The following is a 26,114-nucleotide window of genomic DNA, read 5'->3' as shown; positions in this document are numbered from 1 at the left end:
GGCGGTGATCGGCGAGAAGTTCCTGGCGATGATCGACGAACGCTCCTGTCCGCGTCCCGAACCCGACGGGGCCGACGACCGCCGTGATGTCGGGCAGCGTCGTGCGGACGGGTTGGAGCTACTGCTCGATCAGGCCGCGATCGGTGCGGCGATGACCACCGCAGGTGCACCCCGCACTCAGGTAGTGGTGACCATCCCCGCTGATGGTGTGGGCCCGGCGATTCTGCCGTGGGTGGGCGCGGTCACGGCATCGACGGCACGTCGGTTGTCGTGTGACGGCGGGGTCGCCGAGATCGTCCTCGACGACGAGGGGGTGCCGCTGCGGATGGGGACGACGAAGCGGTTGTTCCCGCATCATCTGCGTCAGGCGATCGTCGTGCGGGATGTGTGTTGCGTGAAATGCGGTGCACCAGCGGCGCATACGCAGGTGCATCATCTGGTGCCATGGGCTGACGGCGGACCGACTGATCTGGACAACGGGTGTCTACTGTGTCAGCGCTGTCATACCCAGGTGCATCATCATGGGTGGGAGGTGGTGATGGGCCCTGATCGTCATCCGTGGTTGATCCCACCGGCCGATATCGACCCGCGGCGTCTACCTCGGCCGGCTTACAACCGGCGCACCATGCGCCTGGACGACGCCCTCGTCTGACCTCACCCCGCCCCCACCAGACCCTCCGGCGTCGACACCGACCGACGCCACACGACCTTTGACAACTCCACAGTGTTCAACAAGCCCTGGCCGCCGGGGTCTGGTGGCAAAAATCTCTTGCGCGTTGCGCAATTTCGCTCCGAGATCCCGGTGGGCGGGGGCGATCGGTCTCGGAACGAGGTCGACAGGTCCAGCCCGCTCTCACCGCCTCGGAAGGGCGCGCCTAAGCCGACGGCGTCAGCGTCCAGCCGGCAGCTGCGGTCCGCTGGTTCCAGAACTCGGTGTATCGCCCACCGCGGGTGAGCAGTTCGTCGTGGGTGCCGATGTCGTCGACGCCGCCCTGATCGTCGAGCACGACGATCTGGTCGGCGGCGATCACGGTGGACAGCTTGTGCGCGATGACCAGCACCGTGCTGCAGTCGGCGAGCCGGCGGATGGATTCCGCGACGTGGGACTCGTTCTCGGGATCGAGAGCGCTGGTCGCCTCGTCGAACAGCACGATCGGCGCGTCCTTCAGCAGGGCGCGTGCGATCGAGACTCGTTGCCGCTCACCGCCGGACAGGGCCGAACCGCCCTCACCGACGACGGTCTGCCAGCCATCGGGCAGCCGGTCGACGATCGAGGTGACCCCCGCGGTCTCGGCGGCTGCTCGGATCTCGTCGTCGGTCGCATCTGGCCGTCCGAGTTTGATGTTCTCCCACAGGGTGTCGTCGAAGAGGTAGACGTCCTGGAACACCTGGGACAACTGGCCCATGAGTGCACCGGTCTCCTGCTCCCGCACGTCGACGCCGCCGACCTTCACGACGCCGCCGTCGACGTCGTAGAACCGTGCGATGAGACGGAAGATCGTCGACTTACCCGACCCCGACGGGCCGACGAGTGCAGTCATCGTGCCGGGGCGGGCTCGCAGGGACACATCGCGCAGGACCTGCGCGCCGGTCTCGTACCCGAAAGCGACACCGTCGAGTTCGACAGCACCCGGTTCGGTGATCGGCGTGGGTTGATCGGGGGTGGGCATCCGGTCGGTGTCGAGCACCCCGGTGATGCGGTTGATCTCGTCGGTGGACATGCGCAGCGTCGAACCGAGTTCGGCGAGTTCGCCGATCGGGCCGAAGAAGCGGGCCGCGAGGCCGAAGACGGCGATCAGCAGGGCCGGCTCGATGTGGCCCGCCACGGCCAGCCCCGCGCCGAGCGCGAGCACGGCACTGAAGACGACCTGCACCGACAGTCCGTTCAGCAGGATGCCGAGGATCGAGCGCCAGAGCATCGACTTGCCCACGCGTGCTTGTTGTCCGAGTGCGTCGGCGAGCGGCTTGTGCGCGGAGTCCGAGTCGCCGAAGGCCCGCAGCACCGCCTGGCAGCGGGCGAACTCCAGGACCCGGTTGTTGACCTTGACGGCCTCGGCACGCTTACGGCCCTCGGACTTCGCGAGGAACGAACTCGACAGCTTGCCGACGTACATCAGCAGCAGCGTCCCTGCGACCATCAGAAGACCGATGCGCCAGTCGAAGAAGCAGATACCGATGACGACCACGACGGAGCTCACCATGTTGACGACGACCGGGGTGATGTAGTGCGCGCCGGTACTGCCCACGAACATCGTTCCCTTGACCGCGATCTGGGAGACGTCACCGACGCGGTCGCGGGTGAACCAGCCGAGCGGCAGCGTGACCATGTGATCGCCGAGACGGTGGTGCAGCATGCGCATCGCGTAGAGCGCCATCGTCATGCCCTTGAGCGACTGCACGTAGGCACTGACCGCACAGATGGCGACCAGAACGGCCAACGGCCACAACCACATCGCGGCGGCGGAGAGGTCACCGGTCAGCAGGTGTTCGACGATCGGGACCAGGGTCAGCATCGCCAGCCCCTGCGCGACGCCGTAGACGACCACCCAGGTCAGGAAGACGACCATCCGGGCACGTTCGGAACCCAGGATCGTATAGAAACCGCGGATCATCGTGCCGCCTCGCTGCTCGTGACCGCGCCCCGCGCGATCTCCTCGTCCTGCCTTGTGGTCCCGGCCTCGTAGGAGGCCCACATCGACGCGTACAACCCGCCGCGGGCAACCAGTTCGTCCTGCCGGCCCTGTTCGACGACCCGACCCCGATCCAGGACGACGATGTTGTCCGCGTGCGTGATCGAGCCCAGACGGTGCGCGATGACGAGCACCGTGCGCCCGACCATCAACGCGCCGATGGCCTGCTGGATCTGCGCCTCCGACTCCGGGTCGGCGAAGGCGGTGGCCTCGTCGAGGACGAGGATCGGGGTGTCGGCGAGCAGGGCCCGCGCGATCGAGACACGTTGCGCCTCACCGCCGGAGAAGTGCGCCCCGTCGCCGACCACGGTGTCGTAACCGTCGGGCAGCTCCAGGATGCGGTCGTGGATCTGGGCGGCGCGGGCGGCGTCGTAGACCTGCTCGTCACTCGCGTCCGGACGGCCGAGCCGGATGTTGTCGCGCACCGACATCGTCAGCAGCTGCACGTCCTGGAGCACGAACCCGACGTGGCGATAGAGCTCGGTGGGCGCGATGTCGCGGACATCGACCCCACCGATGCGCACCGCACCGGAGTCGGAATCGCCAAAGCGGGGCAGCAGCGTCGCAAGCGTCGACTTACCGCTTCCCGACGGCCCGACGAGAGCGGTCACGGTTCCCTCGGCCAGTTCGACACTGACCCCGTCGAGCGCCTTCACCCCGGACGGGACTCCGAGGCGCGGCGGGTAGGTGAAGTGCACGTTCTCGATCCGCACATCGTGCCCGGCGGGCACCTGGGGGTTCTCCGGAACCGTCAGCTCCGGTTCGGCGAGCAACGAGGCGATACGCAGGGCGGCGGCCGAGGCCTGCTGACGGGTGTGCACCGCGGTCGAGACCGTGAGCAGCGCGGTCGGCAACACCATCGCGATCAGCGTCGACCCGACGAGTTCGATCGGTTGGACCCACCCGTTGTCGACGAGCCAGTACCCGACTCCGAGGTTGACCAGCAGGATCAGCGGCGCGCTGATCAGGACGGTGGTGACCGCCTGTACGCGGAGCATCGGCCCCATGTAGCCGGCGAAGTCGTCGTTGAACTCGTCGGCGGCATCGACGAACCGCCGGTGTGCCTTGCCGGTCTGCCCGAAGGTCTTCACGACGGCGACGCCCGAGATGAACTCGACGATGGTGGCGCTGATCCGCGCGACGCCCTTGTCCATCTTCTCCATCTCGGTCGTGAGGTCCCGAGCCATGTAGGAGTAGGTCAGCGCGTACAGCGGCACCGTCGCGATCGCGAGCAGCCCCAGGCGCCAGTCCAGGTAGAAGCAGTAGATCAGCGCGAAGATCGGCGACAGCATCGCGGCTGTGGCCTCGACGGTCGCGTGCGCGACGAGATAGTGCAGGTCGGCGACATCGTTCTGCACCGACTTGCGGACCGCACCCGAGCTGGTCCGGCTGAACCACCCCAGCGGCAGCCGACCCAGCTTGTCCGCGATGCGGATTCGAAGTTGCGCCTGGAGATCGAGATCGGCGAAGTGGGTGATCGCCAGTGCGAGGAAGCTGAAGGCGGCGCGAGCGCCGAGCCCACCGACCACCAGCCACACGACCAGCCAGACGCGCCCGGAGTCGACCGGTCCCGGTTCGAGCAGGATGCGCCCGAGTTCGACGATCCCGATGAACGGCACCACCGTGGCGGCGGAGGCGAAGATCTGGACGAACTGGGCCAGCAGCGTGCGCTTCTTCACCGGGGCCAGGACGTCGGCGAGGGCAGCGGCTTTCGCCTTGGACTCGGATCTGGCCTGAGCGCGCGCGGCTTTCGGATCGTCGGGTTCGACGTCGACGTCGGAGACTGGTGCCGGCGCGGCCACATCGGTTCCGCCAATTGTCATACGCGCACAATAACGGCCAGACGTTGGGAAAGGAAAGCTACCCTAACTTCGACGCGCGTGGTCAGCGCGGCAGGATGCCGTCGAGGACCACCGACAGGTACTGATCGGCGATCGAGTCGACCGTCATCGAGCCCCCGGGCCGATACCACCGCACGGCGACCCACACGGTGTCGCGCATGAAGCGATAGACGAGTTCGACGTCGAGATCGGCCCGGAATTCCCCGTTTTCGACGCCGCGCTGCAACACCGACTGCCACAGCTGCCGGAACTCGACGTTCAGTTCGGAGATATAGGCGAAACGTTCCTGGCCCGAGAGACGCTTCGCCTCGTCCTGGTAGATCGCCACCGCGTTGCGTTCGGCATCGATCGACTCGAACGACGCGATGACGAGCCCCCGCAGGGTCTCGGTCGCCGACTTGCTCGACGCCGCGATCTGCCGGTAGCGAGCGAACAGGTCGTCGAGGAAACCCCGCAGGATCTCGTCGACCATCGACTCCTTCGAGTCGAAATGGTGATACAGACTCCCAGAGAGGATTCCGGCCGCGTCGGCGATGTCCCGGACCGTCGTCGAGCGCAGCCCTTGCTCGGCGAACATGCGCCCGGCGGTCGCCAACAACTCGTCCCGGCGCGACGAACGAGTCGGCGCGTCGGCGGTACTCGCAGCGGTCCGGCCGTTCGCGTCGATCCTGGTCTGACCTCGTGGTGACAAGCGCATCCTCCTGGAAGAGTGTGCGCTCACCCTAGCAAGCGCTTGGCCGGGACCGTCGGACGACGATCCCGGCCAAGACGACCGATGTTATGCGCCGAGGCGCTTGCGCACCTTCTTCATGGCGCGGTTGTTGAAGAACTTCCACAGCTTCAGCTGGTTGTTGGTCAGCCTGGTGTCCTTGGGCAGGAACGGTGGCGACATCATCTCGGCAACGCTGACCGGCAGCGTCGAGAACGCGACGGCCCGAGCATGGCTGAAGGTCTCGAAACCGGTGCGGCCGTGATACCCGCCCATTCCGCTGTTACCGACGCCGGCGAACGGCAGTTCGCCACTGAACAGGTGGATGGCGAAGTCGTTGCCGTTGATCGAACCACTGCGGGTGTTGTCGGCCAGCTTCTGGAACCGCTCGTTCTGATCGCCGCACCAGTACATGGTCAGCGGATGCGGGTGCGAGCCGATCTGGCTGATGACCTCGGACAGGTCGCGGTAGGGGTACACGGTCAGCACCGGACCGAAGACCTCGTCCTCCTCGATCCTCATGCCCGCCTTGACGCCGGTGAGCAGCGTCGGCGGAATCTTGCGGCGTTCGGCGTCCGGCAGCGGTTCGCCGCCGGGGATCACCTGACGCTTGGTGGCGCCGAGCTGCTCGGCGTCGTCGATGAGCCCGAGGATCCGCTCGTAGTTCTTCTGGTTGATCGTCGACGTGAACTGCTCGTTGTCGATGATCGTCGGGAAGTTCTCGGTCCACCGCGCGACGACCTTGTCGGTGAACTCGCCGAGCTTGGCCTCGGGGACGAAGACGTAGTCCGGGCACAGGCACACCTGGCCGCCGTTGACCATGCGGGCGTCGGCGAGCATCGTCGCGGCTTTGTCGATGTCGGCGTCGACGTCGACGACGGCCGGGTTCTTGCCGCCGAGTTCGAGGGTGACCGGGATCAGGTTCTTCGCGGCCTCCTGGGCCACCGAGGCGCCCACACCGGGTGAGCCGGTGAAGAACATGTGGTCGACCTTGAGCTTGGCGAAATCCGATCCGGAGCCGTGCTTGGAGGTGGCGATCGCCAGCTCCTCGATCGAAAAGTAGTTCGGTGCGTGCTTCGCGATCACGTCGGTGGTCTTCGCGGTCACCGACGACGGTCGCATGATGACCCGGTTACCGGCGGCGAACGCCGAACCCGCGGGCACGACCGTCAGCTGCAGCGGGAAGTTCCACGGCCCCATGATGCCGACGACGCCCAGCGGGTCGTGGCGGATGCTCTGCTTGTACCCGAGCAGGCCCTGCACCTTCGCGACCTTCGACTCGGCCATCCACTCCTTGACCCCGCGACGCTGGTGGGCGAGGTCGATCATGCAGCCGGCCACATCGGCGGCGAGCGAGAGCTCGCGCGGGCGGGCACCGAAGTCCTCGGCCAGCGCGGCGGCGATCTCGTCGGCGTTGTCGAGGAGCAGGGCTGCAAGCCGCGTGATGCGGTCGATGCGCGTGTCGGCGTCGGGGATCCCGTCGCGCAGGAACGCCGCGCGCTGGATCTCGACCAGTTCGGTCAAACTATGCGCTTCCGACGAGACGCCACGCGTCGCGCCGGTGGCGCCGGTGCTGGTGTGCTCAGCAGGCTTGGTCATCGAGATCCCCTCAGCTAGGTCGTGCTGCACCTGACGTGCGGCGGTTGGAACGAAATGGTCCGCGTGTGCCACACAATAGTATGCGCCAGATCACACCCGTATGTGGGCACGCCTGTTGTCAGAATGGTACGGCCTCGAGAGGGGAACGTCGAGGGGCGAACTGTGGCCCTCAGGCAGCAGAGGTGGTGACTCTCAGCCGAGCCGCTCGATGATCGTGACGTTGGCGGTCCCGCCGCCCTCGCACATCGTCTGGAGTCCGTAGCGGCCGCCGGTGCGCTCGAGTTCGTTGAGGAGGGTCGCGAACAGCTTGGCGCCGGTGGCGCCGAGGGGGTGACCGAGTGCGATGGCGCCACCGTTGGGGTTGACCTTCGCCGGGTCCGCGCCGGTCTCCTTGAGCCACGCGAGCACGACCGGCGCGAACGCCTCGTTGATCTCGACGACGTCGATGTCGTCGATGGACATGCCGGTCTTGTCGAGGGCGTACTTGGTGGCCGGGATCGGCGCGGAGAGCATCATCACGGGGTCGTCGCCGCGCACGGACAGGTGGTGGATGCGGGCTCGCGGTGTCAGATTGTGTTCCTTCAGCGCGCGTTCGGAGACGACGAGGGTCGCCGACGACCCGTCGGCGATCTGCGAGGCGACGGCCGCGGTGAGCCGGGAACCATCGGCGAGGACCTGCAGGCCGGCCATCTTCTCCATCGAGGTCTCGCGCGGGCATTCATCGACGACGCAGTCACCGAGGGCGACGTTTTCGTTGTCGAACTTGCCGTCGGCGATCGCGGCCCGGGCCCGCTCGTGCGACTGCAGCGCCCAGCGCTCCATGTCCTCGCGACTGATGTCCCACTTCTTCGCCATCATGTCGGCGCCGAGGAACTGCGAGATCTGCGCGTCGCCGAAACGTTCCTGCCAGCCGGCGGATTCGGCGGTGGGCGTGGTGAATCCGAACTCCTTGCCCGAGATCATCGCCTGCGAGATCGGGATGGCGCTCATGTTCTGCAGGCCGCCGGCGACGACGATGTCCTGGGTTCCGCTCATGATGCCCTGCGCTGCGAAGTGGATGGCCTGCTGGCTGGACCCGCACTGCCGGTCGACGGTGGTGCCGGGCACCTCGAGCGGGAGACCGGCTGCGAGCCATGCGGTCCGGGCGACGTTGCCCGCCTGGCCACCGATGGTGTCGAGGCAGCCGAACACCACGTCGTCGACGGCCGCGGGGTCGATGCCGGTGCGCTCGACGAGTGCGGAGATGATGTGGGCGCCGAGATCGGCGGGGTGGGTCTTGGCGAGCGAGCCGTTGCGCTTGCCGACCGGGGTGCGGACGGCGTCGACGATGTAGGCCTGGGGTGTGGTCATGGTCGGTGCTCCTTGAATCGGTAGAAGTCGTTGGCGGTCAAGCACGCTGGCTGGAGATCGAGACGACCTCGCCGGTGAGGTAGGTGGTGTAGTCGCTGGCCAGCATCGCAACGGTCGCGGCGACCTCCCAGACCTCGGCCGCGCGCCCGTAGGCCTCTCGGGAGGCGAGTTCGTCGAGGAGGTCGTCGCTCGTGACCTTGGCCAGGAACGGGTGTTTGGCGATCGACGGCGCGATCGCGTTGATGCGCACCCCGACGTCGGCGGCTTCAAGTGCCGAACAGCGGGTCAGGGCCATCACCCCGGCCTTCGCCGCAGCGTAGTGCGCCTGTCCGCGCTGGGCCCGCCAGCCGAGGACAGAGGCGTTGTTGACGATCACGCCGTTGTGCTCGACCGAGCCGAAATACCGCAGGGCTGCGCGGGTGGCGCGGAATGTACCGGTGAGCGTGATGTCGAGGACACGATCCCATTCCTCGTCGGTCATCTCGGCGACCGGGGTCTCGCCGCCGAGCCCGGCATTGTTGACCAGTACGTCGATACGTCCGAGTTCGGTTGCGGCATCGGCGATCAGCGCGTCGACCTCCGCGGTGACCTGCACATTGCAGGTGCGCTGGGTGACCGTGCGCTCCGGGAATTCCGCCGACAGCTTCTCGGCGGCCTCACCGAGGCGTCGTTCATGCCAGTCGCTGATGAGCACATCCGCGCCTTCGAGCAACGCACGCCGGGCCGACGCGAAGCCGATTCCCGTTCCGGCGGCGGCGGTCACCACGACCTTCTTGCCCAGCAGCAGGCCGTGCCCGGCGATCTCGGCAGGCGGTGTGGCCAGCGGCGAGACCGCTCGGCCGGCCGCCCGGGCCCCGTTGACGTCGACTCCGGTCATCTCAGCGTGCCTCTCGGGGTAGGCCGAGCACGCGCTCGGCGATGATGTTGCGCTGCACCTCGTTCGAGCCGCCGTAGATGGTGTCGGCGCGGGTGAACAGGTAGAGCCGTTGCCATTCGTCGAGTTCGACGTTCTCCGGGTCGGCGATGTCGTTGGCCTCGCCTTCGGCGGTCGCGGCCGGCCCGATCAGCGACGGTGCGCCCACGACGTCCATCGCGAGCTCACCGAGGTCGCGATGCCAGTTGGCCCACAACAACTTCGAGACCGAGGCCGCACCCGCTTGCGAGGTCACGTCCCCGTCCAGCGTCCGCTGGGCGTGGGCGCGCATGACCATCAACCCGATATCCGCCCGAGCCAGCCGCGACGCGATCTCCGGGTCGTCCAGCGCGCCGTTGGCTCGCGCGAGATCGGTGAGATTGCCCAGCTCGCGCGCGAATCCGACCTGCTGACCCAGCGTCGACACCCCGCGCTCGAACTGCAGCAGCCCCATCGCCACCTTCCAGCCGTCGCCCGGGTCACCGACGATGAGATCGGCATCGGTTTCCGCGTCGTCGAAGAACACCTCGTTGAATTCTGAAGTGCCGGTGAGCTGTTGGATCGGGCGGACGGTGACGCCCGGTTGGTCGAGCGGCACCAGCAGGAAACTCAGTCCGGCATGGCGCGACGATCCCTTCTCGGTACGCGCGATCACGAACACCCACTGCGCCACGTGGGCGAGCGAGGTCCAGATCTTCTGGCCGTTGATGATCCACTTGCCGTCTTCGAGCCGCGCCGACGTGGACACGCCCGCGAGGTCCGATCCGGCGCCCGGCTCGGAATAACCCTGCGACCACAACTCGGTGACATCGACGATGCCGGGCAGGAAACGCCGCTTCTGCTCGTCGGTCCCGTAGGCGATGAGCGTGGGGCCCAACAGTTCCTCGCCCAGATGATTCACGCGCGCAGGTGCGTTTGCACGTGCGTACTCGCGATGGAAGATGATGCGCTGTTCGAGCGTCGCACCACGACCGCCGTACTCGACCGGCCAGCCGATGCAGGTCCACCCGGCGCGCGCGAGGTGACGATCCCATTCGAGGCGCTCGGCGAAGAACTCGTGTTCGCTGCCCGGCCCCCCACGACCCTTCAGATCGGCGAAGTCGCCAGCGAGGTTCTCGTCGAGCCACGCACGCACCGCGGCCGCGAACTCGGTGGTGGCGTTCGGTGTCGATTTCGCCCATTCACCCAGGTCGACGGCACGATCGGCGAGATTCGTCGTGGTCATGGGCGCTAGCATAACGCACCAAGCAAGTGCTAGGTTGGGCGCATGGCGCAGACCCCACTGCACGAGGTCCTCCCCACGCCCACGACCCCGGCCGCACTGCGCCGGGCGGCGCAGACCTGGCCCGACCGTATCGCTCTCGTCGACGGTCAGTGGCAGTCTTCGACGCATCCGCGGATCGAGTCGACCTGGACCCGTCTCCACGAGTCCGTCCGGGATTTCGCGGCAGCGTTGGTGGCCTCGGGTATCGAGGCCGGCGACCGGGTCGCCATCTGGTCGCCGAACAGCTTCCACTGGCCGATTGCGGCGCTCGGGATCCACTACGCCGGTGCGACGCTCGTCCCCTTGAACACGCGCTACACCGCGGGCGAGGCGATCGAGATCATCGAACGGTCCGGGGCCCGGGCCGTCGTCGTGTCCGGCGAGTTCCTCGGTGCCGATCATGCGGCCGAGTTGTTGCGCGATCACCGCGCCACGATGCCCGACGTCGTGATCCGGGTGTCGCTCACGGACGACGCCGCCCCGCTCGACGGTGCCGTCGACTGGGATGAGTTCCTCAGTCGGGCGGCAACCCCCGACGCACTCGCCGAAGCCGACCGACGCGCCGATGCCGTCTCACCCGACGATCTCTCCGACATCCTCTTCACCTCCGGCACGACCGGAAAGTCGAAGGGTGTGCTGGCCACCCACCGGCAGACCCTGACCGGCTCGTACGGCTGGGGCGCGAACGCCGGCCTGGGCCCGGACGACCGCTACCTGATGGTCAATCCCTACTTCCACACCTTCGGCTACAAGGCGGGCATCCTGCCGAGCGTGCTGTTCGGCGTGACCATGCTGCCGCTCGCCGTCTATTCACCGGACCAGGCGATGAAACTCGTGTCCGACGAACGCGCGACGGTCTTCCCGGGCGCGCCCACCATCTTCCAGACCATCCTCGACGACCCGAAGCGGGCCGACCACGACCTCTCCAGCCTGCGGATCGTCATCACCGGTGCCGCGATCGTGCCCGTCGTCCTCGTCGAACGCCTGCAACACGACCTGGGCGTCGACACCGTCATCACCGCCTACGGCCTGACCGAGGCGAGCGGCTTCGTCTCGACGTGCACCCCCGACGACGACGATGCGACGGTTGCCAACACCTGCGGACGTGCGTTCCCGGGTATGGAGATCACGCTCTCCGACGACGGTGAGGTGCTGGCGCGCGGAGACATGGTGATGGTCGGCTACCTCGACGACCCGGAGGCCACCGCCGCGACGATCGACGCCGACGGGTGGCTGCACACCGGCGACATCGGGACCCTCGACGAGCGCGGCAACCTCAAGATCACCGACCGGCTCAAAGACATGTACATCTGCGGCGGGTTCAACGTCTACCCCGCGGAGATCGAGCAGACCCTCGCGCGGCTCGACGGTGTCACCGAGTCCGCGGTCGTCGGCGTGCCCGACGACCGGCTCGGCGAGGTCGGCCGCGCCTACCTGACGGTCCGGGCGGACGCCGACCTCGACGAGGCGCAGGTCATCGCGTTCGCCAAGGAGCACCTCGCCAACTTCAAGATCCCCCGGTCGGTGGTCTTCGTCGACGAGTTCCCCCGCAACGCGTCGGGCAAGATCCTCAAGCGCAACCTCACCTGACCCCAGGATTTCGTAGCACCAATGCGCGCTATTCACCTACTGACGCTACGAAATTCGGGGCTGGGAACCGGCCGGACGTGCGGTGCGTCCAAGTGTGTATGACCGACGACCTGCGCGCCATGATCGCTTCCCACGACGGCGTCTTCACCACGCATCAGGCACACTCGCACGGGGTGTCGGCCGACGGCATCCGGCATCGGGTTCGGACCGGACAGTGGGTCCGGGTCACGCGAGGTGCCTTCCGGGTGGCCGACCGGACGGTCGACGATCGGATGCGGATGCGGCTCGCCGTACTCCAGACCGGACCGGGCGCAGCCCTGGCCGGCGCCGCAGCCGCGTGGTGGCACGGCCTCGTCAGCCGGGTTCCGGATGTCCCGGTCGTGGTGGCACCGCACGGCCGGCACGGGACCCGCGTCGAGGATGCGACCGTGTGGCACCGTACCGTCGCGCCTCGCGATCTGACCGAGGTCGACGGGCTGACGGTGACCGGCCTCGAGTTGACGGTGCTCGACGCCTCGGTGGCGCTGGGGGTGAAGGTGATGGACTCCGCGCTGCCGAACAAGAAGGTGACCGTCGCGGCCCTCGACACGGTCCAGCGCCGCAACGCGGGTCGTCGGGGTTCGCCACGCGCGCGGGCGATGCTGGAGGCGATGTCGTCGGGCGCGAGGTCGGAGGCGGAGCGGATCACCGCGAAGCTACTCGAGGGCAGCGGGTTCACGGGGTGGTCGGCCAACACGCCGGCGTGTGGCTACGTCCTCGACTTCGCGTTCGAGGCGTCGAAGATCGCCATCGAGATCGATGGGATGGCTTTCCATAGTGACGCCGTCGCATTCCAGCGAGACCGCACCCGACAGAACGACCTCGTCAGATCCGTACAGCCCTACGACGGAAATCCGTAGCGTAGATGCGGATTTAGCGCGTATCCGCGCTACGAAATCCCGGTCAGGAGCGGGGCTTCACCAGCGGGAACAGGATGGTGTCGCGGATGCCGAGGCCGGTGAGGGCCATCAGCAGGCGGTCGATGCCCATGCCGGTGCCGGTGGTCGGGGGCATGCCGTACTCCATCGCGGCGAGGAACTCCTCGTCGAGGACCATCGCCTCGTCGTCGCCGGCGGCGGCGAGGCGGGCCTGGTCGGCGAAGCGCTCACGCTGGATGACGGGGTCGACGAGTTCGGAGTATCCGGTCGCCAGCTCGAAGCCGCGTACGTAGAGGTCCCACTTCTCCACGACGCCAATCCGCGACCGATGTGCGCGGACGAGCGGCGAGGTCTCGACCGGGAAGTCGCGTACGAAGACCGGGCGGTCCAGCTTCTCGCCGACCATGTGCTCCCAGAGTTCCTCGACGAGCTTGCCGTGCCCGTATCCCTTGTCCTTCGGGATCTCGAGGCCGACGCGCGCCGCGATGGCCAGCAGCTGCTCGACGGTGGTCTCCCCGTCGGCGCCGGCCGGGACGATCTGCTCGCCCAGCGCCTCCGACAGCGACGGGTACATCTCGAGTGCGGTCCACTCGCCCGAGAGGTCGTAGGTGGAACCGTCCGGCATGGTCGGGGTCTGGGTGCCGAGCGCCGCCTGCGAAACCTCTTGCACCAGTTCGCGGATCATGACAGCGGAGTCGTCGTAGGTGCCGTAGGCCTGATAGGTCTCGAGCATCGCGAACTCCGGAGAGTGCGTGGAGTCGGCACCCTCGTTGCGGAAGTTGCGGTTGATCTCGAAGACGCGCTCGATGCCGCCGACCACACAGCGCTTGAGGAACAGCTCCGGTGCGATGCGCAGGAACAGATCGATGTCGAAGGCGTTGGAGTGCGTGACGAACGGTCGCGCGGCCGCCCCACCGTGCAGGGTCTGCAGCATCGGGGTCTCGACCTCGAGGAAACCCCGACGGCCCAGCGCCGCACGGAGTTCGGCGATCACCGAGATCCGGGTGCGGGCGATGCTGCGGGCCTCCGGGCGCATGATGAGGTCGACGTAGCGCTGCCGGACGCGAGTCTCCTCGTTCATGTCCTTGTGCGCGACGGGCAACGGCCGCAACGACTTCGACGCCATCTGCCAGCCGTCGGCCATCACCGAGAGTTCGCCGGTGCGCGAGCTGATGACCTCGCCCGAGATGAACACGATGTCCCCGAGATCCACCTCGGACTTCCACCGCGCCAGCGCTTCCTCGCCGACGCCGTTGAAGCTGACCATCGCCTGCAGCTGCGTGCCGTCGCCCTCCTGCAGCGTGGCGAAGCACAGCTTGCCTTTGTTGCGCAGGAAGATCACGCGTCCGCTCACGCCGACGTGCTGTCCGGTCTCGGTACCGGCCTCGAGGTCGGGGTAGGCGGCGCGGATCTCACCGAGGCTGTGGGTGCGCGGGATGGCGACCGGGTAGGCCTCGCGACCCTCGGCCAGGATCCGCTCACGCTTCTCGCGGCGGATGCGCAACTGCTCGGGCGTCTGCTCGTCGGTCGCTTCGGGGGTGGCGGTGCTGGTCGGGCTGTCACTCACCCCACGCACCCTATCGGGGCCGGTCATCGACTCCAACTCACTGCCTCGCGGTGACCGCGGACACAACCGGGTCGCGCTGGGCGGGTTCAGCTCTCGTGGGCGGAGATGACAGCGAGGTCGTCGGGCCGAATCCGACCGTTGACCCGTGCCGACCGCATCCGACGGTGCCCGCCGACGACGAACACCGCGCCGTGCACCCCGCGCGCCTGCAGGTGCCAGGCGAGCCATTCGGCCTCGTGCCCGTCCTCGCTGACGAGGATCCATCGTGATTCCGGCCGGGCGACGCGCAGTGAGTCCGGGGTGTCCGGCGTGAGCCGGTCGAGAACCTCGACGGCGTCGATGGCCAGGGCCCCGAACAGTGCGCCGTCGAGCTGACGGCGCCGGTGGGAGCGGACGTCGACGGGGGTGGCACCGGCGGCGACGGCGAACGCGTAGTCCTCGACCCGCAACGACAGCGGCGCAGACGGGGCCGGGGCGACGGTCGGCGGTACAGCGGCAAACACCGAAGCAGGGGCAAACACCGAACCGGTGGAAGAAGGACGAACGGAAGAAGCAACCGAAGCGGTCATGAGAGGGGGTCCTCAGGTGATCGAGATCGAGCGGGGAGCGCGAAGGAGGGCAGCCGCAGACGCGGTACTAGCCCTGACAACACTCCCGACAGCTCGTGATCACGGCGACGAGTATGCCACAGCACACCCGCACCGGCCAGGCCCCGACCCGACCGAGGTCGTCACACCGACGTCACACTTCCGGCGGCTGCCACCGCTGCACGCGTCGCATCTGCGCGTTCAGGACGGCGTCGGGCGTCATGCGCAGTGCGAGGTCGCGCGCCCAGACCGCGGGGCCGGCACGCAGTTGCCCGACCCTGCCGATCATCGACGCCTGCCGCACGATCCGCTGGGTCCGCGGGCGTCGGAGCCGGTCGTAGGTGCGCAACGCCTCGTCGAGGTCACCGCGGCCGTGCCGGCGTACCAGCGCCGTCAGGGTGGCCGCGTCCTCCATCGCCTGGTTGGCACCTTGACCCAGGTTCGGGGTCATCGCGTGCGCGGCGTCGCCGATGAGAACACTCGCGCACCCCCGGCCCGCTCTGACGAACGTGGGCAGCGGCTTGGCGAGCTCCTCGATCGGCAGGTATCCGACGGTCGCCGGATCGGTGGCGTCGAGCAACTCCCCGATCGGTCGATGCCACCCCGAAAACCGTTGCCGCACTGCATCGAGCCCGCCCGCCGAGTCGCCCCCGTCGTCCGACACCGAGGCGAACCAGTAGACATGCCCGTCGGGCAGGGGCGCGATCCCGAAACGCGCCCCACGTCCGGTCGTCTCCCCGGCCGCGTCGACCGACACCGGGGTCGTCGTGATGGCCCGCCACGCGGAGTAGCCACATCGCCGGACGCCCGGGTCCTCGACGACCGCGGCACGCACCCGGCTGCGCAGACCGTCGGCGCCGACGATCAGGTCGCAGTCACCGATCTCGGTGCCGTCGGACAGTCGCACGAGACCGCGGTCGGGCACGGCGTCATCGACGCCGGAACCCGTCCTGATGTCCACGACGTCGGCCGCGGCGGCGAGGAGGGCCGCGTGGAGATCGGTGCGGCGCACGACGCGCATGTCGGTCAGCGACGCCGGATCGAACCGGCTGAGCCATCGCCCGTCCGGTGTCCGGGTTCCGCTGGTCGGCGGGGTCGGCGCCGCGGCGCCGCCGAGGACCGACCGCATACCCAGCGCCTCGAGTGCGCGGACCCCGTTGCCGAAGATGCTCAGGCCGGCACCCCCGCCGCGCACCTCCGGCGCCCGCTCGACGACCGTCACCCGGGCGCCCGTCGACGCCAGTCCGACCGCGGTACACAGGCCGGCGATCCCGGCTCCCACCACGACGACCTTCATCAGCTTCTTCTCCACATGGAGAAGAAGCTAGCAAATAAACTTCTCCACGTGGAGAAATCAGCCAACGGGTCGACGCGTGATCTGCTGCTCGACACCGGCATCACCCTCATCGGCACCGTCGGGAGCCGGCAGGCGTCGGCACGCGCGGTCGAAGACGCGTCCGGGGTGCCACACGGGAGCGTTCGGCATCATTTCGGCGGTCAGAGCGGTTTTCTCGCGGCTCTCGTCGAGCATGTGTTCAGCGCCGACCGCGCTGCGGAGGGCGAGTCGACCCAGGAGGTGATCGTCCGCTGGTTGGGCACCGACCGCGTCCGCACCAGGGCGCGGTACGAGCTCATGCTCCTGGCGACGCGCGACGAGGACCTGCGACACGTGATTGTCGGGCATCGGGAGCGCTACGTCGACGGACTCGTCTACGGCGGGTTGACCCGTACCGAGGCCCGGCAACTGGTCGCCGCGCTCGACGGCCTCGTTCTCGACGCCCTCCTGCGGAACTCCGACGGCACCGACTCCGACCACGATCCCACTACCCTGCTGCGCGCGTTCCGCTGACGATCCGGGGTCACGTCGTCCCGACGAGTTCGGCGGCCAACGTACGGAGGTGGTCGGCGAGTTCGTCGACGCCGGGCTGCTCCACCGGGAAGTGCCCGCACCCGGTCAGCAGATGGATCTCGGCGCGCGCCGCGATCCGTCGCGCGAAGCGCACACTGACCTCCGGCGGCGTCCACGAGTCGGCCGCCGGATGGACCAGCAGCACCCGTGGACCCCGGTACTCCTCAGGGGGCGGCACCTCATGCGTCATCAGGTCCGCCAGGAACCCCAGCGACACTGACGATCCGGCACCGAGACGGTCGTCGACGCAGGCCCGGGACAGGTCCGGGTCGCGACTCATCGCCGACATCGGCGCCACCCATCGGATCGGAAACCGCATCCGGGCGAGCACCCCGACGCGGGCGAGCACCGGCATCAGCGGGGTGAGGCGACCGAGCGCCGGCGTGCGCGCGACCGCTCGACGCGCATCGGGATCCCCGGCCAGATCGAGCAGGCAGGTCGCGACGACCGCGGCCACCCGTCCGGTCCGGCTCGCGACCTCGTAGGCGAGCATCCCGCCGAGACTCGCCCCCAGCACGATGAGCGGACGCGGATCGTCCTCGGTCTCGGTCGTCACGAGATCGCAGATCAGATCGACCCAGTCCTGGTAGCGGACCCTCCCCGGATCGGCCACCCGCGTACGTCCGTACTGCGGCAGATCGGGGGCGAGCACCTCGACCCCCTCGTTCGCGAGGATCGCGCCCAGCGGCCAGACCAGGGCACTGTGTCCGCCACCGCCGTGCAGCAGCAACACGCGCAGCGGTGCCGCGCTCGGGCGCGCCCGCAGGATGTGGACGTCGACCTCCCCGCAGGCCCGGCCGGAGCTCGACGGCCAGGTCCACCAGGTGGATTCGGCCGCGACCCCGGCGGCGACGGACCGCCACGGCTCGGGCAGGAACCGAAGGTAGGATTCGGGGGTTCCGGATCGGCGGATCATGTATCCATCGTCGAACCGGCGGCGGGACTCCACAACTCGCATTTCCCGAGGATCGATCAGATGCGCAAAAGGCCACGGCAACAACGCTCTTCGTTCACCGTCGACACGATTCTCGAGGCGGCCACTCAGCTTCTCGACACCGAGGGCGCGGAGATGACGACCAACCGCATCGCCGAGAAGGCCGGGGTGTCGGTGGGCTCGATCTATCAGTACTTCGGCGACAAGCAGGCGATCTTCGACGAACTGGCGCTCCGCCATCTCGACGCGGCCGCCGGGGCGATGACGGCCGTCCTCGACGACCACCCGCCCGGTTCGTGCCCGTGGCCGGAGGTGCTGCATGCGGTGATCGCGGTCGCGGTCCGCGAGAACTCGACGCACGGCCGCGCCCACGGGCGTCTGCGCGAACTGGCCGACCCGACACGCCTGGCCACGGAGTACACCACCCTGATCGATTCGCTGATCGACCGGTTGAGCGCTCATCTCCTCGCCGACGGCTGGACGGCGCAGTCCGCGGCCGCCGACCTACGGCTCGCCTTCGCGGCCGTCGACGCCCAGATCCACCAGCTGGCCGGTACCGACGTGACCGCCGGCGAACTGACCGACCGCATCACGGCCTACACCGAGGCAGCACTCCGCGCGCACCGATGACACGCCGAATCCCCGTGCCGCCGTTCGGTTCGCCTAGTGTCCCGGGTCGGAAATTCGTTTCATGAGTTCGGCGGTCCAGGTGGATGCATCGCGAGGCGGCGGAGGACGCAGCTACTGGATGTACCTGCGACGACGCCAACGAAGCGAGGCGCCGCCTGGGCGTCGCAATCATCAACGAATTTCCGGCGCGGGACACTAGATCTACTTCCCGCGACGGGGATTCGCCTTGGCCCGCTCGTGAACCAGACGCAGGCCATCCAGGGTCAGGTGCGGGTGATGATCGGTGAGGGAACGACATTCGTCGAACATCAGCGGCGCGAGAAATCCCGTCGCGACCACCGTCACGTCGTCGCCGTCGAATCCCGGGACGGTGTCGCAGACGCGGTCGACCAACCCGTCCACCTGGCCGGCGAAGCCGTACAGGATGCCGGACTGCAACGCTTCGACGGTGTTCTTGCCGAGCACGCTGCGAGGCGGCATCAGCTCGACCTTCCGCATGGTCACGGTGTGCTCCGACAGCGCCTCGACCGCGAGGTTGACGCCCGGTGCGATGGCCCCGCCGAGGAATTCGCCCGTCGCGGAGACAGCGTCGACGACCGTTGCGGTACCGAACGCGACCACGATGCAGGGTCCGCCGAATTCCGTGTGCGCGGCAAGGCAATTGGCGACCCGGTCGGTGCCGACCTCTTTCGGGTTGTCGACCAGGAGGGGAACCCCGGTCCGCACCCCGGGTTCGAGCAGCACGTGTGGCCCGTTGCCGAAGTAGCGCGGCACCATCACGCGCAGTTCGCGCAGGAGCGACGGAACCGTCGACAGCGCACTCACCCCGGTCACCTGCTCGATGTCGTCGCCGAGCATGCCGCGGAACGCCCACGCCAGTTCGTCGGCGGTGTAATGCGGGTCGGTGTGGATTCGCCAATCACGCACCAGGCGCGCGTGATCCCCGACCCCGGCGTACACGCCGAGATGGATGTTGGTGTTGCCGACGTCGACGGTGAGCAGCATCGAAGGTCGTCGCCGCGTCAGAGCGAGGCGTCGGCGAAGACCGGACCGTCGAGGTGACGCGGGTCGAGCAGGCCCGACCCCGCGGGCACGTCGGCCGGATCGTCGCCCGTGGTCACGATGCGGTTCTGCGCGTCGACGAACACCACGTTCGGCGAGTACTCACGCAGCTCGGCCGCATCGAGCATGCTGTAGGCGATGATGATGACCAGGTCGCCGGGGTGAACGAGATGCGCTGCCGCACCGTTGATCCCGATGACACCACTGCCGCGCTCACCGGCGATCGCGTAGGTCACCAGCCGGGCACCGTTGTCGATGTCGACGATCGTGACCTGCTCACCCTCGAGCAGGCCCGCGGCGTCGAGCAGGTCGGAGTCGATGGTCACCGAGCCGACGTAGTGCAGGTCGGCCTGGGTCACGGTGGCGCGGTGGATCTTCGAGGTCATCATGGTGCGCAACATGGTCATCGTCCCTCTGTCGTGGTTGTGGTGGCATTGGTCCAGGCGATTTCTTCTTCGAGCGCGGCGATCCCGCCGACCGTCACGCCGACGTTGTCGATCAGGCGTGCGCCGCCGAGCCGGGCGGCGACGAGCAGCCGTCCCGCGCCCTTCTCCGGTGGTTCCTCGAGCTGACGCCCGCGCAGGTCCAGGTAGTCGACCTCGATCTCCGGGACCGTGGCGAGCACCGACCGTGCGGCGGCGAGGATGGCTTCGCGTCCGCCTTCGGCCGCGTGGGCCCCCGCGACGAGCGACGCCGAGAGCGTCGTCGCCAGCTCCCGCTGCTCCGGGGTGAGGTAGCGGTTGCGTGACGACATCGCCAGCCCGTCGGACTCGCGGACGGTCGGGACGCCGACGATGTCGACGTCGAGGTTCAGGTCGGTCACCATCTGCTTGATGAGCACCAGCTGCTGATAGTCCTTCTCACCGAAGAACGCCGCATTGGGTCCGACGATGTTGAGCAGCTTGAGGACCACCGTCAGCATCCCGGCGAAGTGTGTCGGCCGCGAGATCCCGTCGAGGATTCGGCCCACCTCGCCCGGGTGCACCGTCGTCTGCGGACCGTTCGGGTACATCGACGACGCGGACGGCGCGAACACCAGCTCGACGCCCAGCGGCTCGAGGAGCGCGAGGTCGGCGTCGAGGGTGCGCGGGTAGGCGTCGAGGTCCTCGCCGGCGCCGAACTGCAACGGGTTGACGAAGATGGACACCACCACCACGGTGTTGCCCTTGGCCTTGGCGGCCCGGACGAGCTGCAGATGGCCGGCGTGCAGGGCACCCATGGTCGGGACGAGCACGACACGTTTGCCCGCGGCCCGCAGCGCGCGGGTGACGCGGCTCAGGGACGCCGGCTCTCGATGCACGGTCATCGTGCCGGCCGAGTAGGTGGGCTGTGCGTCGGACGGGCCGCTCACGCCGTCTCCTCCGCTTGATGTCATCGGTCCTCCAATGCGTCGATCAACGCCTGCGGTGCGTGGCTGTGGTCCGCGGCGCGCCGGGCGAGTGTGCGATATGCCTCGGCGATGCCGTGCGGTCCCGGGCCGGCGGGGACGGTGCGCAGCGCCGCCAGGTGTCGGGCGACCGCGGGCGCGTCACCGCGGGCGACGGGCCCGGTCAGCGCCGATGGGCCGAGTTCCAGCACGTTTCGCAGCGACGCCGCGGCCAACGGCCCGAGGATGCGTTCGGCGAGGCGGTTACCGTGTCCGTCGACGGTCGCGGTGTCACGGCCGGAGTGGTCGATGGCGGCGTTGAGTGCGAGGACCGCGTCGGAGATCAAGGCGATCAGGTGGTTGGCGCCGTGGGCCAGTGCGGCGTGGTAGAGCGTGCGCTCGGCTTCGGCGATCCGCACCGGGTCACCGCCCATTTCCAGCACCAGCGACGACGCGATGGCCTCGCCGACCGCATCGGCGGCGGTGATGGCGAAACAGGCGTTGGTGAGGCGCGCGGTGTCGTCCTCCGAACCCACGAACGTCATCGCCGGATGCAGTGCGATCCCCAGTGCACCGCGGTCGGTCAGCGGTTGCAGCACGGCCACCCCGTGCGCGCCCGCGGTGTGCGCGACGATCGTCCCCGGACGGAGCGAGTCGGACGCCGCGATCTCGTCGACCACGGCGGCGAGCTCGGAGTCGGGCACGCTGACCAGCAGCAACTCGGATCGCGCGACGACCGCGTCGAGGTCGAGGACCTCGGAATCGGGGAGTCGACTCACCGCGCGGGCCCGGGACTCGGGCGACCGCGCCACCACGGCTCCGACCACATGCCCGGCCTTCTCGAGCGCCTCGCCCAGAGCGGTCCCGACGCGGCCGGCGGACACGAGGCCGACGGTGAGGCGAGCGGGCGTCGGCAGATTCGTCATGCCGGGAAACTGGTCGGTGAGACCGGAACGGAGGTGCGAGCCATCGACGAAGGCGTCATCGCCACCGGTTCGCCGTGCCGATGGCATACCGGCATCACCGCTCGGTGAGGTCACCGCTGTCCTCCAGAGTGTCGTTCCAGTCCCGCATCTGCCGAGACGTCCGTCGGATGAGCGGACTCATCGCGGCGGCGTCGGCACGGGTACCAGACGTTGCAGAGCAAGAGTAGGTCCGACACCGCGGCCGGTGCCAACGTCTGTGACAGGTGTCACCTCGAGGTTGTCCGGTCGATCCGCCGGTCGTGCCGACCGATCCACCGAACCACCGGTGACCTGCGCCGACGCGGCGTAGTCTGAGACAGCCGCAGTCCGCCAAGGTTTGCCGGCCCGGACGACATCGACACACCCGCGCACACGAAGGTCCCGCCCATGAGCTTGGAACCGGGCACAGAGTTCGCCGGTTACCGGGTCGTGCGCAGGATCGGTGCGGGCGGGATGGGTGAGGTGTACCTCGTCCGCCATCCCCGGCTCCCGCGCCATGACGTGATCAAGGTCCTCGCCGAGCAGGTGTCGAACGATCCGATCTTCCGAGCCCGGTTCACCCGCGAGGCCGACCTCGCCGCCCAGCTGGACCACCCGTGCATCGTCAGTGTCTACGACCGGGGCGAAGTGGACGGACGACTCTGGATCTCGATGCAGTACGTGCCCGGCACGGACGCCGCGGCATTGCTCGCCACCAGCCCCGGCGGGCTCCCGCTCGCCGACGTCGCGGCCGTGGGCGACGCGATCGGCGCGGCGCTCGATCACGCGCACCGCTCCGGACTGCTCCACCGCGACGTCAAACCGGCGAACATCCTGATCAGCCCCGAGGAGTCCGATCCGCGACTCCCCCAGCACGTCACGCGCCGGCGTATCCGGCTGGCGGACTTCGGGATAGCGCGTCCGACCGACGGTGGTGCCACCTCGCTCACCTCGACGGATCTCGTCATCGGCTCATTCCCCTATTCGTCACCCGAACAGCTCTCGGCCGAGACCCTCGATGCCCGCAGCGACGTCTACTCACTGGCCTGCAGCGTCTTCGAATTGATCGCGGGCACAGTGCCGTTCGCCGCACGGACGCCCGCCATGATGATCCACCACCACCTCAGCACCCCGCCCCCGGAGCTGTCCGACCTCCGGCCCGACGTGCCGCCGGCGGTGTCCGACGTGGTGCGCTCCGGTCTCGCAAAGAACCGGACGGACCGTCCGTCGTCGGCGGGGGCCTTTGCCGCCGAACTCCGTTCGGCGATCGACTCGACGGTGTTCGCCCCGGCGCCACCGCGGCCGGAGCGCACCGTGCGCGGCCACGCCGCGGCGGCACCGATGTCCGGTCCACCGATGTCCCGACCCGCACCGCCGGCGCTGCCCCCGACCGCCTTCGCACCCACTGTTGCGATCCCGGTCACCGGTGCCACCCGGCCGGGGGACGACGAGTCTCGGCCCACCATCGCACGGGGCGCGACGGCGTACTCCGGACTCCCCGGACACGCTGTCCCCCAGCATGATCCCGGGTCGTCGACGGTCCGCGCCTCGCGCGATCTACCGGTGCTGGACCCACCTCGGCCCGGCCCGGGTGCGACCCGGCGGACCACCGCGTCGCTCGCATGCGGTGTGGCGGCGATCCCGTTGAGCGTCGTCGGTGGACTGGGCCTGCCGGTAGGCGTGGCCGGCTGGTATCTCGCCGGCCGTGGTCAGCCGGGTTCGGCCGGGCGGTTCGCCCGTGTGCTGTGCGTCCTGGGCGTCGTGCTGAGCCTGGGGTTCATCGCGTTCACCGTCGGACGCGCCGTGGCGATGCAGTTCTGACTTCGACGTCGTGGCAACGGATTTCGTCAGCGCCAGCTCCCCGGCCGGGACTTCTGCGGCTCACGCGCCTGCCTGGACAACGCGCCGAACACGGCGTCGACCACCCACAGGGTCAGGATCCCCGCCACGATGTCGACCACGTCGTCGAACGGCGAACGGAATCTCGGCGAGAACGGGTCCAGTACCTGCGAGGCCGGGACGTCGAGGAGTCTCCCGGTGCCGTCGACGATCGCGTCGACCGGGTTCGACGCCCAGCCCTCATAGGCGTTGATCGCCAGCAGCATGATCACCGGAATCGCCAGCACCCACCAGAATCCACGTCGACGCGCGACCGACCACGCCACGATCAGCATCACGACGAAGGCGGGCATGTGCTCCGAACAGAACGTGAGCACGGGGTAGTCTCCCGATCGCACCAGGACCGGGACCTGACCACCCCAGAATCCGAGTGCCCCGACCGCGCCGATCACCACCGCGATCCCCGACCGCATCGGATTACGAGCCCAGATCCCCAGCACGAGAACCATGTACAGCGGCATCAGAGCCGTCAGCGACCAGATGAGCAACAGGCTCGCCTCGGGACCGTTGGCCTGGAGGTTCGCGTGGTACTCGGGGAACGGGGTGCCGTCGAGCGGGTCGAAGGTGAAGAGCCACAACACCGTCGGCCACCACACGATGACCGGCAGGAACACCGCGGTGCTCACCAGCGACTGCTTGACCGCGTTCCCGCGCTCGGTGTGGCGGATCGCGGCCATCGACGGATCGGACCCCGGCCCGAGACCGAACTCCCCACCCGCGAGCGTCTCGCTCATACGGGAATACTAGGGCGATCGTCCAACTCGTATCGGCGAATCCGCGGCAACGCCGCAGATGCACCCGGACGGATGACAGGGGCATCGGACCGCGACCCGGCAGTGTCGCAAGCAGCCGGGCCCGCCCGGGGTCGCAAGCGGCCGGGCCCGCCCGGGCGGATCAGCCGTTCCGTCGGCGCCGTCCGCCGCCGGTGGACTCGGTCTGTGACCGCAGCTGGCTCAGGAGTTCGGAGACGGGCAACCCCGCCGAGTGTGCCGATTCCGCGTCGTCGGCGACCGCACGGCGTCGACGACCACCGCCGAAGGACTCCGCGGGCCGACCGCCCGGCTGATTCTCGTGTCGTCCAGCGGACCCGAGGAAGGGCGGGGGCTCCACGTCGTCGGAAGCATCCGCGACGCCCGGGGTCTCATCGCTCTCGGGTGCTTCGCCCGACGCCGCCCGGGTCGACCATTCGTCGGTCGGGGTGTCGTCGGTGTAGAGCGGTTGATTCGCGTCCGCGACCGGCGACTGCGATCCCGGGCCTCGGGTATCCGACGCGTCGGCATCGCTTCCGAGGTAGAAGCCCCCGGAGAACGGCACGGACGCGGACTCTCCGGCGCCGGTTGACGCACCACTGTCCGCACCCGAGGTCTCGCCGCCGGCGGTGGCTTCCGTGCCGCCGGGGTGATCGGTGTCGACGATCTCGGCGTCGGAGACGTCTGAGTCGGACGTCCTCCCGGACGTCCCCGTCGCGGCAGCGGGTTCGGCCGGCGCGCTCGTCGCCGCGGGCTCATCGGGCGATACCTCGGTGGCGATCCGGCCCGAGATCGGATCGTCGGTGACGACCGGGATCACCTCGGTCATCTCGTTGGGATCGACCGGTCCCGTATGCCTGCCGTCGTCCGCGGTCGGAGCCGTCGCCGCGAAGTCGCGCGCGGCGAGCACCCCGTCGTCGGCGTAGGTGGCGCCGTAGGACGACACGCCACCGAGATCACCGGAGAAGCCACCGCCGTAGGGTGCACCGGATCGACGACCCGCGCGTGATTCGTCGTTCAGGCCCGAGGCCAGTTCGCGCATCTTCTCACTCGACAGGGCGACCCGCTGATCCGGCAGCGGTTCACCGAGGAGCATCTCCAGGCTGGAACGCAACGCCAGCACCTGGGCCTTGAGCTCGGAGAGTTCTTCGTTCGACTCGGCGGTGACCTCTTTGCGGATGGTCGTCTCGACATCGAGTTCGTACTGCCGACGCGCGGCGATCTCGCGTTCCAGCTGCAGTTCGTAGACCAACCGGAGGTCACGGCTCTTCGCCTCGGCGCTCTCGGCCTGTCGACGGAACTTCGTCACCAGGATCGCGCCGATGACGGCCGCCCACAACGCCGCGATGACTGCCAGCGAGCCGGTGATCGACAGCCTGTCGGTGAAGACCATCAGGATGCTGGCGATCAATGCGAGCACGATCAAGAGGCCGAGCAACCACTGAGCCGTCGACCGACTCGAGCGGCGCGAGTCGGCGGCACGGCCGTTCGAGGTCGTCATGATCGTGAATTTACCCGCTGTGAGTGCATTCGGACCGCAGGCGGGTGCGGAGTTTCTCCGATAGTCGACATGTTAGGCGACGAGTGCGCGGGG

Annotated in this window: 23 protein-coding genes; 6 read left to right on the top strand and 17 right to left on the bottom strand. The window is 68.6% G+C overall.

Annotated elements, in window-relative coordinates:
- A partial coding sequence (locus AS181_RS02055) for an HNH endonuclease (protein WP_139114177.1) occupies window positions 1–652 on the top strand: 652 nt, incomplete at its 5' end.
- A 223-nt stretch (window positions 653–875) separates the two neighbouring features.
- Here the strand turns inward: AS181_RS02055 and AS181_RS02050 are convergent.
- The 7 genes from AS181_RS02050 to AS181_RS02020 form a co-directional block, all read right to left on the bottom strand.
- On the bottom strand, window positions 876–2,612 hold the full coding sequence (locus tag AS181_RS02050) for an ABC transporter ATP-binding protein (protein WP_058249911.1): 1,737 nt from the start codon (window positions 2,610–2,612) through the stop codon (window positions 876–878).
- Window positions 2,609–4,513 carry an ABC transporter ATP-binding protein gene (locus AS181_RS02045; RefSeq protein WP_058249910.1) on the bottom strand — a complete coding sequence of 635 codons (1,905 nt, stop codon included), beginning with the start codon at window positions 4,511–4,513 and terminating at the stop codon, window positions 2,609–2,611. The genes AS181_RS02050 and AS181_RS02045 overlap by 4 nt, the downstream gene beginning before the upstream one ends.
- A gap of 61 nt (window positions 4,514–4,574) precedes the next feature.
- The gene (locus AS181_RS02040; protein ID WP_058249973.1) at window positions 4,575–5,222 is read right to left on the bottom strand and encodes a TetR/AcrR family transcriptional regulator; all 648 of its coding nucleotides are present in this window, start codon (window positions 5,220–5,222) and stop codon (window positions 4,575–4,577) included.
- Between the two features lie 87 nt (window positions 5,223–5,309).
- Entirely contained in the window at window positions 5,310–6,839 is a 1,530-nt protein-coding gene (locus AS181_RS02035; protein ID WP_058249909.1) for an aldehyde dehydrogenase family protein, read from the bottom strand.
- 192 nt (window positions 6,840–7,031) lie between these two features.
- Window positions 7,032–8,189 (bottom strand): acetyl-CoA C-acetyltransferase, encoded by a 1,158-nt coding sequence (locus AS181_RS02030; protein ID WP_058249908.1) that lies wholly within the window; start codon window positions 8,187–8,189, stop codon window positions 7,032–7,034.
- Window positions 8,190–8,226: 37 nt separating this feature from the next.
- Window positions 8,227–9,066 carry an SDR family oxidoreductase gene (locus tag AS181_RS02025; protein ID WP_058249907.1) on the bottom strand — a complete coding sequence of 280 codons (840 nt, stop codon included), beginning with the start codon at window positions 9,064–9,066 and terminating at the stop codon, window positions 8,227–8,229.
- A 1-nt stretch (window position 9,067) separates the two neighbouring features.
- Entirely contained in the window at window positions 9,068–10,327 is a 1,260-nt protein-coding gene (locus AS181_RS02020) for an acyl-CoA dehydrogenase family protein (RefSeq protein ID WP_058249906.1), read from the bottom strand.
- Window positions 10,328–10,369: 42 nt separating this feature from the next.
- Between AS181_RS02020 and AS181_RS02015 the strand changes: the two genes are divergently transcribed.
- Window positions 10,370–11,956: a FadD3 family acyl-CoA ligase gene (locus AS181_RS02015; RefSeq protein ID WP_058249905.1), complete on the top strand. Its 1,587-nt coding sequence runs from the start codon at window positions 10,370–10,372 to the stop codon at window positions 11,954–11,956.
- A gap of 98 nt (window positions 11,957–12,054) precedes the next feature.
- On the top strand, window positions 12,055–12,855 hold the full coding sequence (locus tag AS181_RS02010; RefSeq protein ID WP_231742217.1) for a type IV toxin-antitoxin system AbiEi family antitoxin domain-containing protein: 801 nt from the start codon (window positions 12,055–12,057) through the stop codon (window positions 12,853–12,855).
- 43 nt (window positions 12,856–12,898) lie between these two features.
- Here AS181_RS02010 and lysS read toward each other — a convergent pair whose 3' ends face one another.
- The 3 genes from lysS to AS181_RS01995 form a co-directional block, all read right to left on the bottom strand.
- A complete protein-coding gene (gene lysS, locus AS181_RS02005) occupies window positions 12,899–14,467 on the bottom strand; it encodes a lysine--tRNA ligase (protein ID WP_091344212.1) in 1,569 nt (522 codons plus the stop codon).
- A 59-nt stretch (window positions 14,468–14,526) separates the two neighbouring features.
- Window positions 14,527–15,009, bottom strand: coding sequence for a hypothetical protein (locus AS181_RS02000; RefSeq protein ID WP_058249903.1), 483 nt, complete (start codon window positions 15,007–15,009; stop codon window positions 14,527–14,529).
- Between the two features lie 172 nt (window positions 15,010–15,181).
- Window positions 15,182–16,324 (bottom strand): FAD-dependent oxidoreductase, encoded by a 1,143-nt coding sequence (locus AS181_RS01995; RefSeq protein WP_058249972.1) that lies wholly within the window; start codon window positions 16,322–16,324, stop codon window positions 15,182–15,184.
- 81 nt (window positions 16,325–16,405) lie between these two features.
- Here AS181_RS01995 and AS181_RS01990 point away from each other — a divergent pair, with 81 nt between their 5' ends.
- On the top strand, window positions 16,406–16,876 hold the full coding sequence (locus AS181_RS01990) for a TetR/AcrR family transcriptional regulator (RefSeq protein WP_058249971.1): 471 nt from the start codon (window positions 16,406–16,408) through the stop codon (window positions 16,874–16,876).
- Window positions 16,877–16,886: 10 nt separating this feature from the next.
- Here AS181_RS01990 and AS181_RS01985 read toward each other — a convergent pair whose 3' ends face one another.
- A complete protein-coding gene (locus AS181_RS01985; RefSeq protein WP_058249970.1) occupies window positions 16,887–17,852 on the bottom strand; it encodes an alpha/beta hydrolase in 966 nt (321 codons plus the stop codon).
- A 60-nt stretch (window positions 17,853–17,912) separates the two neighbouring features.
- Here AS181_RS01985 and AS181_RS01980 point away from each other — a divergent pair, with 60 nt between their 5' ends.
- Window positions 17,913–18,500, top strand: coding sequence for a TetR/AcrR family transcriptional regulator (locus AS181_RS01980; RefSeq protein WP_058249902.1), 588 nt, complete (start codon window positions 17,913–17,915; stop codon window positions 18,498–18,500).
- A gap of 201 nt (window positions 18,501–18,701) precedes the next feature.
- On the opposite strand, the gene AS181_RS01975 is transcribed toward AS181_RS01980, so the two are convergent.
- The 4 genes from AS181_RS01975 to AS181_RS01960 are packed head-to-tail and all read right to left on the bottom strand — an operon-like array spanning window position 18,702 to window position 21,968.
- Window positions 18,702–19,505, bottom strand: coding sequence for a type III pantothenate kinase (locus AS181_RS01975; RefSeq protein WP_058249901.1), 804 nt, complete (start codon window positions 19,503–19,505; stop codon window positions 18,702–18,704).
- Between the two features lie 17 nt (window positions 19,506–19,522).
- Window positions 19,523–19,963, bottom strand: coding sequence for an aspartate 1-decarboxylase (panD, locus tag AS181_RS01970; RefSeq protein ID WP_058249900.1), 441 nt, complete (start codon window positions 19,961–19,963; stop codon window positions 19,523–19,525).
- Window positions 19,964–19,965: 2 nt separating this feature from the next.
- Window positions 19,966–20,913: a pantoate--beta-alanine ligase gene (panC, locus tag AS181_RS01965; protein ID WP_058249899.1), complete on the bottom strand. Its 948-nt coding sequence runs from the start codon at window positions 20,911–20,913 to the stop codon at window positions 19,966–19,968.
- A gap of 20 nt (window positions 20,914–20,933) precedes the next feature.
- Window positions 20,934–21,968, bottom strand: a complete 1,035-nt coding sequence (locus AS181_RS01960) for a Rossmann-like and DUF2520 domain-containing protein (protein ID WP_058249898.1) — start codon at window positions 21,966–21,968, stop codon at window positions 20,934–20,936.
- A 312-nt stretch (window positions 21,969–22,280) separates the two neighbouring features.
- Here AS181_RS01960 and AS181_RS01955 point away from each other — a divergent pair, with 312 nt between their 5' ends.
- A complete protein-coding gene (locus AS181_RS01955; protein WP_058249897.1) occupies window positions 22,281–23,693 on the top strand; it encodes a serine/threonine-protein kinase in 1,413 nt (470 codons plus the stop codon).
- A 26-nt stretch (window positions 23,694–23,719) separates the two neighbouring features.
- Here the strand turns inward: AS181_RS01955 and AS181_RS01950 are convergent, their stop codons facing one another.
- Together AS181_RS01950 and AS181_RS01945 are read right to left on the bottom strand one after the other, a co-directional pair.
- Window positions 23,720–24,505, bottom strand: a complete 786-nt coding sequence (locus AS181_RS01950; protein ID WP_058249896.1) for a hypothetical protein — start codon at window positions 24,503–24,505, stop codon at window positions 23,720–23,722.
- A gap of 160 nt (window positions 24,506–24,665) precedes the next feature.
- Complete coding sequence (locus AS181_RS01945; protein ID WP_058249895.1) at window positions 24,666–26,021, bottom strand: DUF6779 domain-containing protein; 1,356 nt, start codon at window positions 26,019–26,021, stop codon at window positions 24,666–24,668.
- Between the last annotated feature and the right edge of the window lie 93 nt (window positions 26,022–26,114).

The sequence above is a fragment of the Gordonia sp. SGD-V-85 genome (assembly GCF_001456905.1).
Classification (GTDB): Bacteria; Actinomycetota; Actinomycetes; order Mycobacteriales; family Mycobacteriaceae; genus Gordonia; species Gordonia hongkongensis.
The sequence above is the reverse complement of the archived record's forward strand: the minus strand, read 5'-3'. Positions and strand labels throughout refer to the sequence as shown.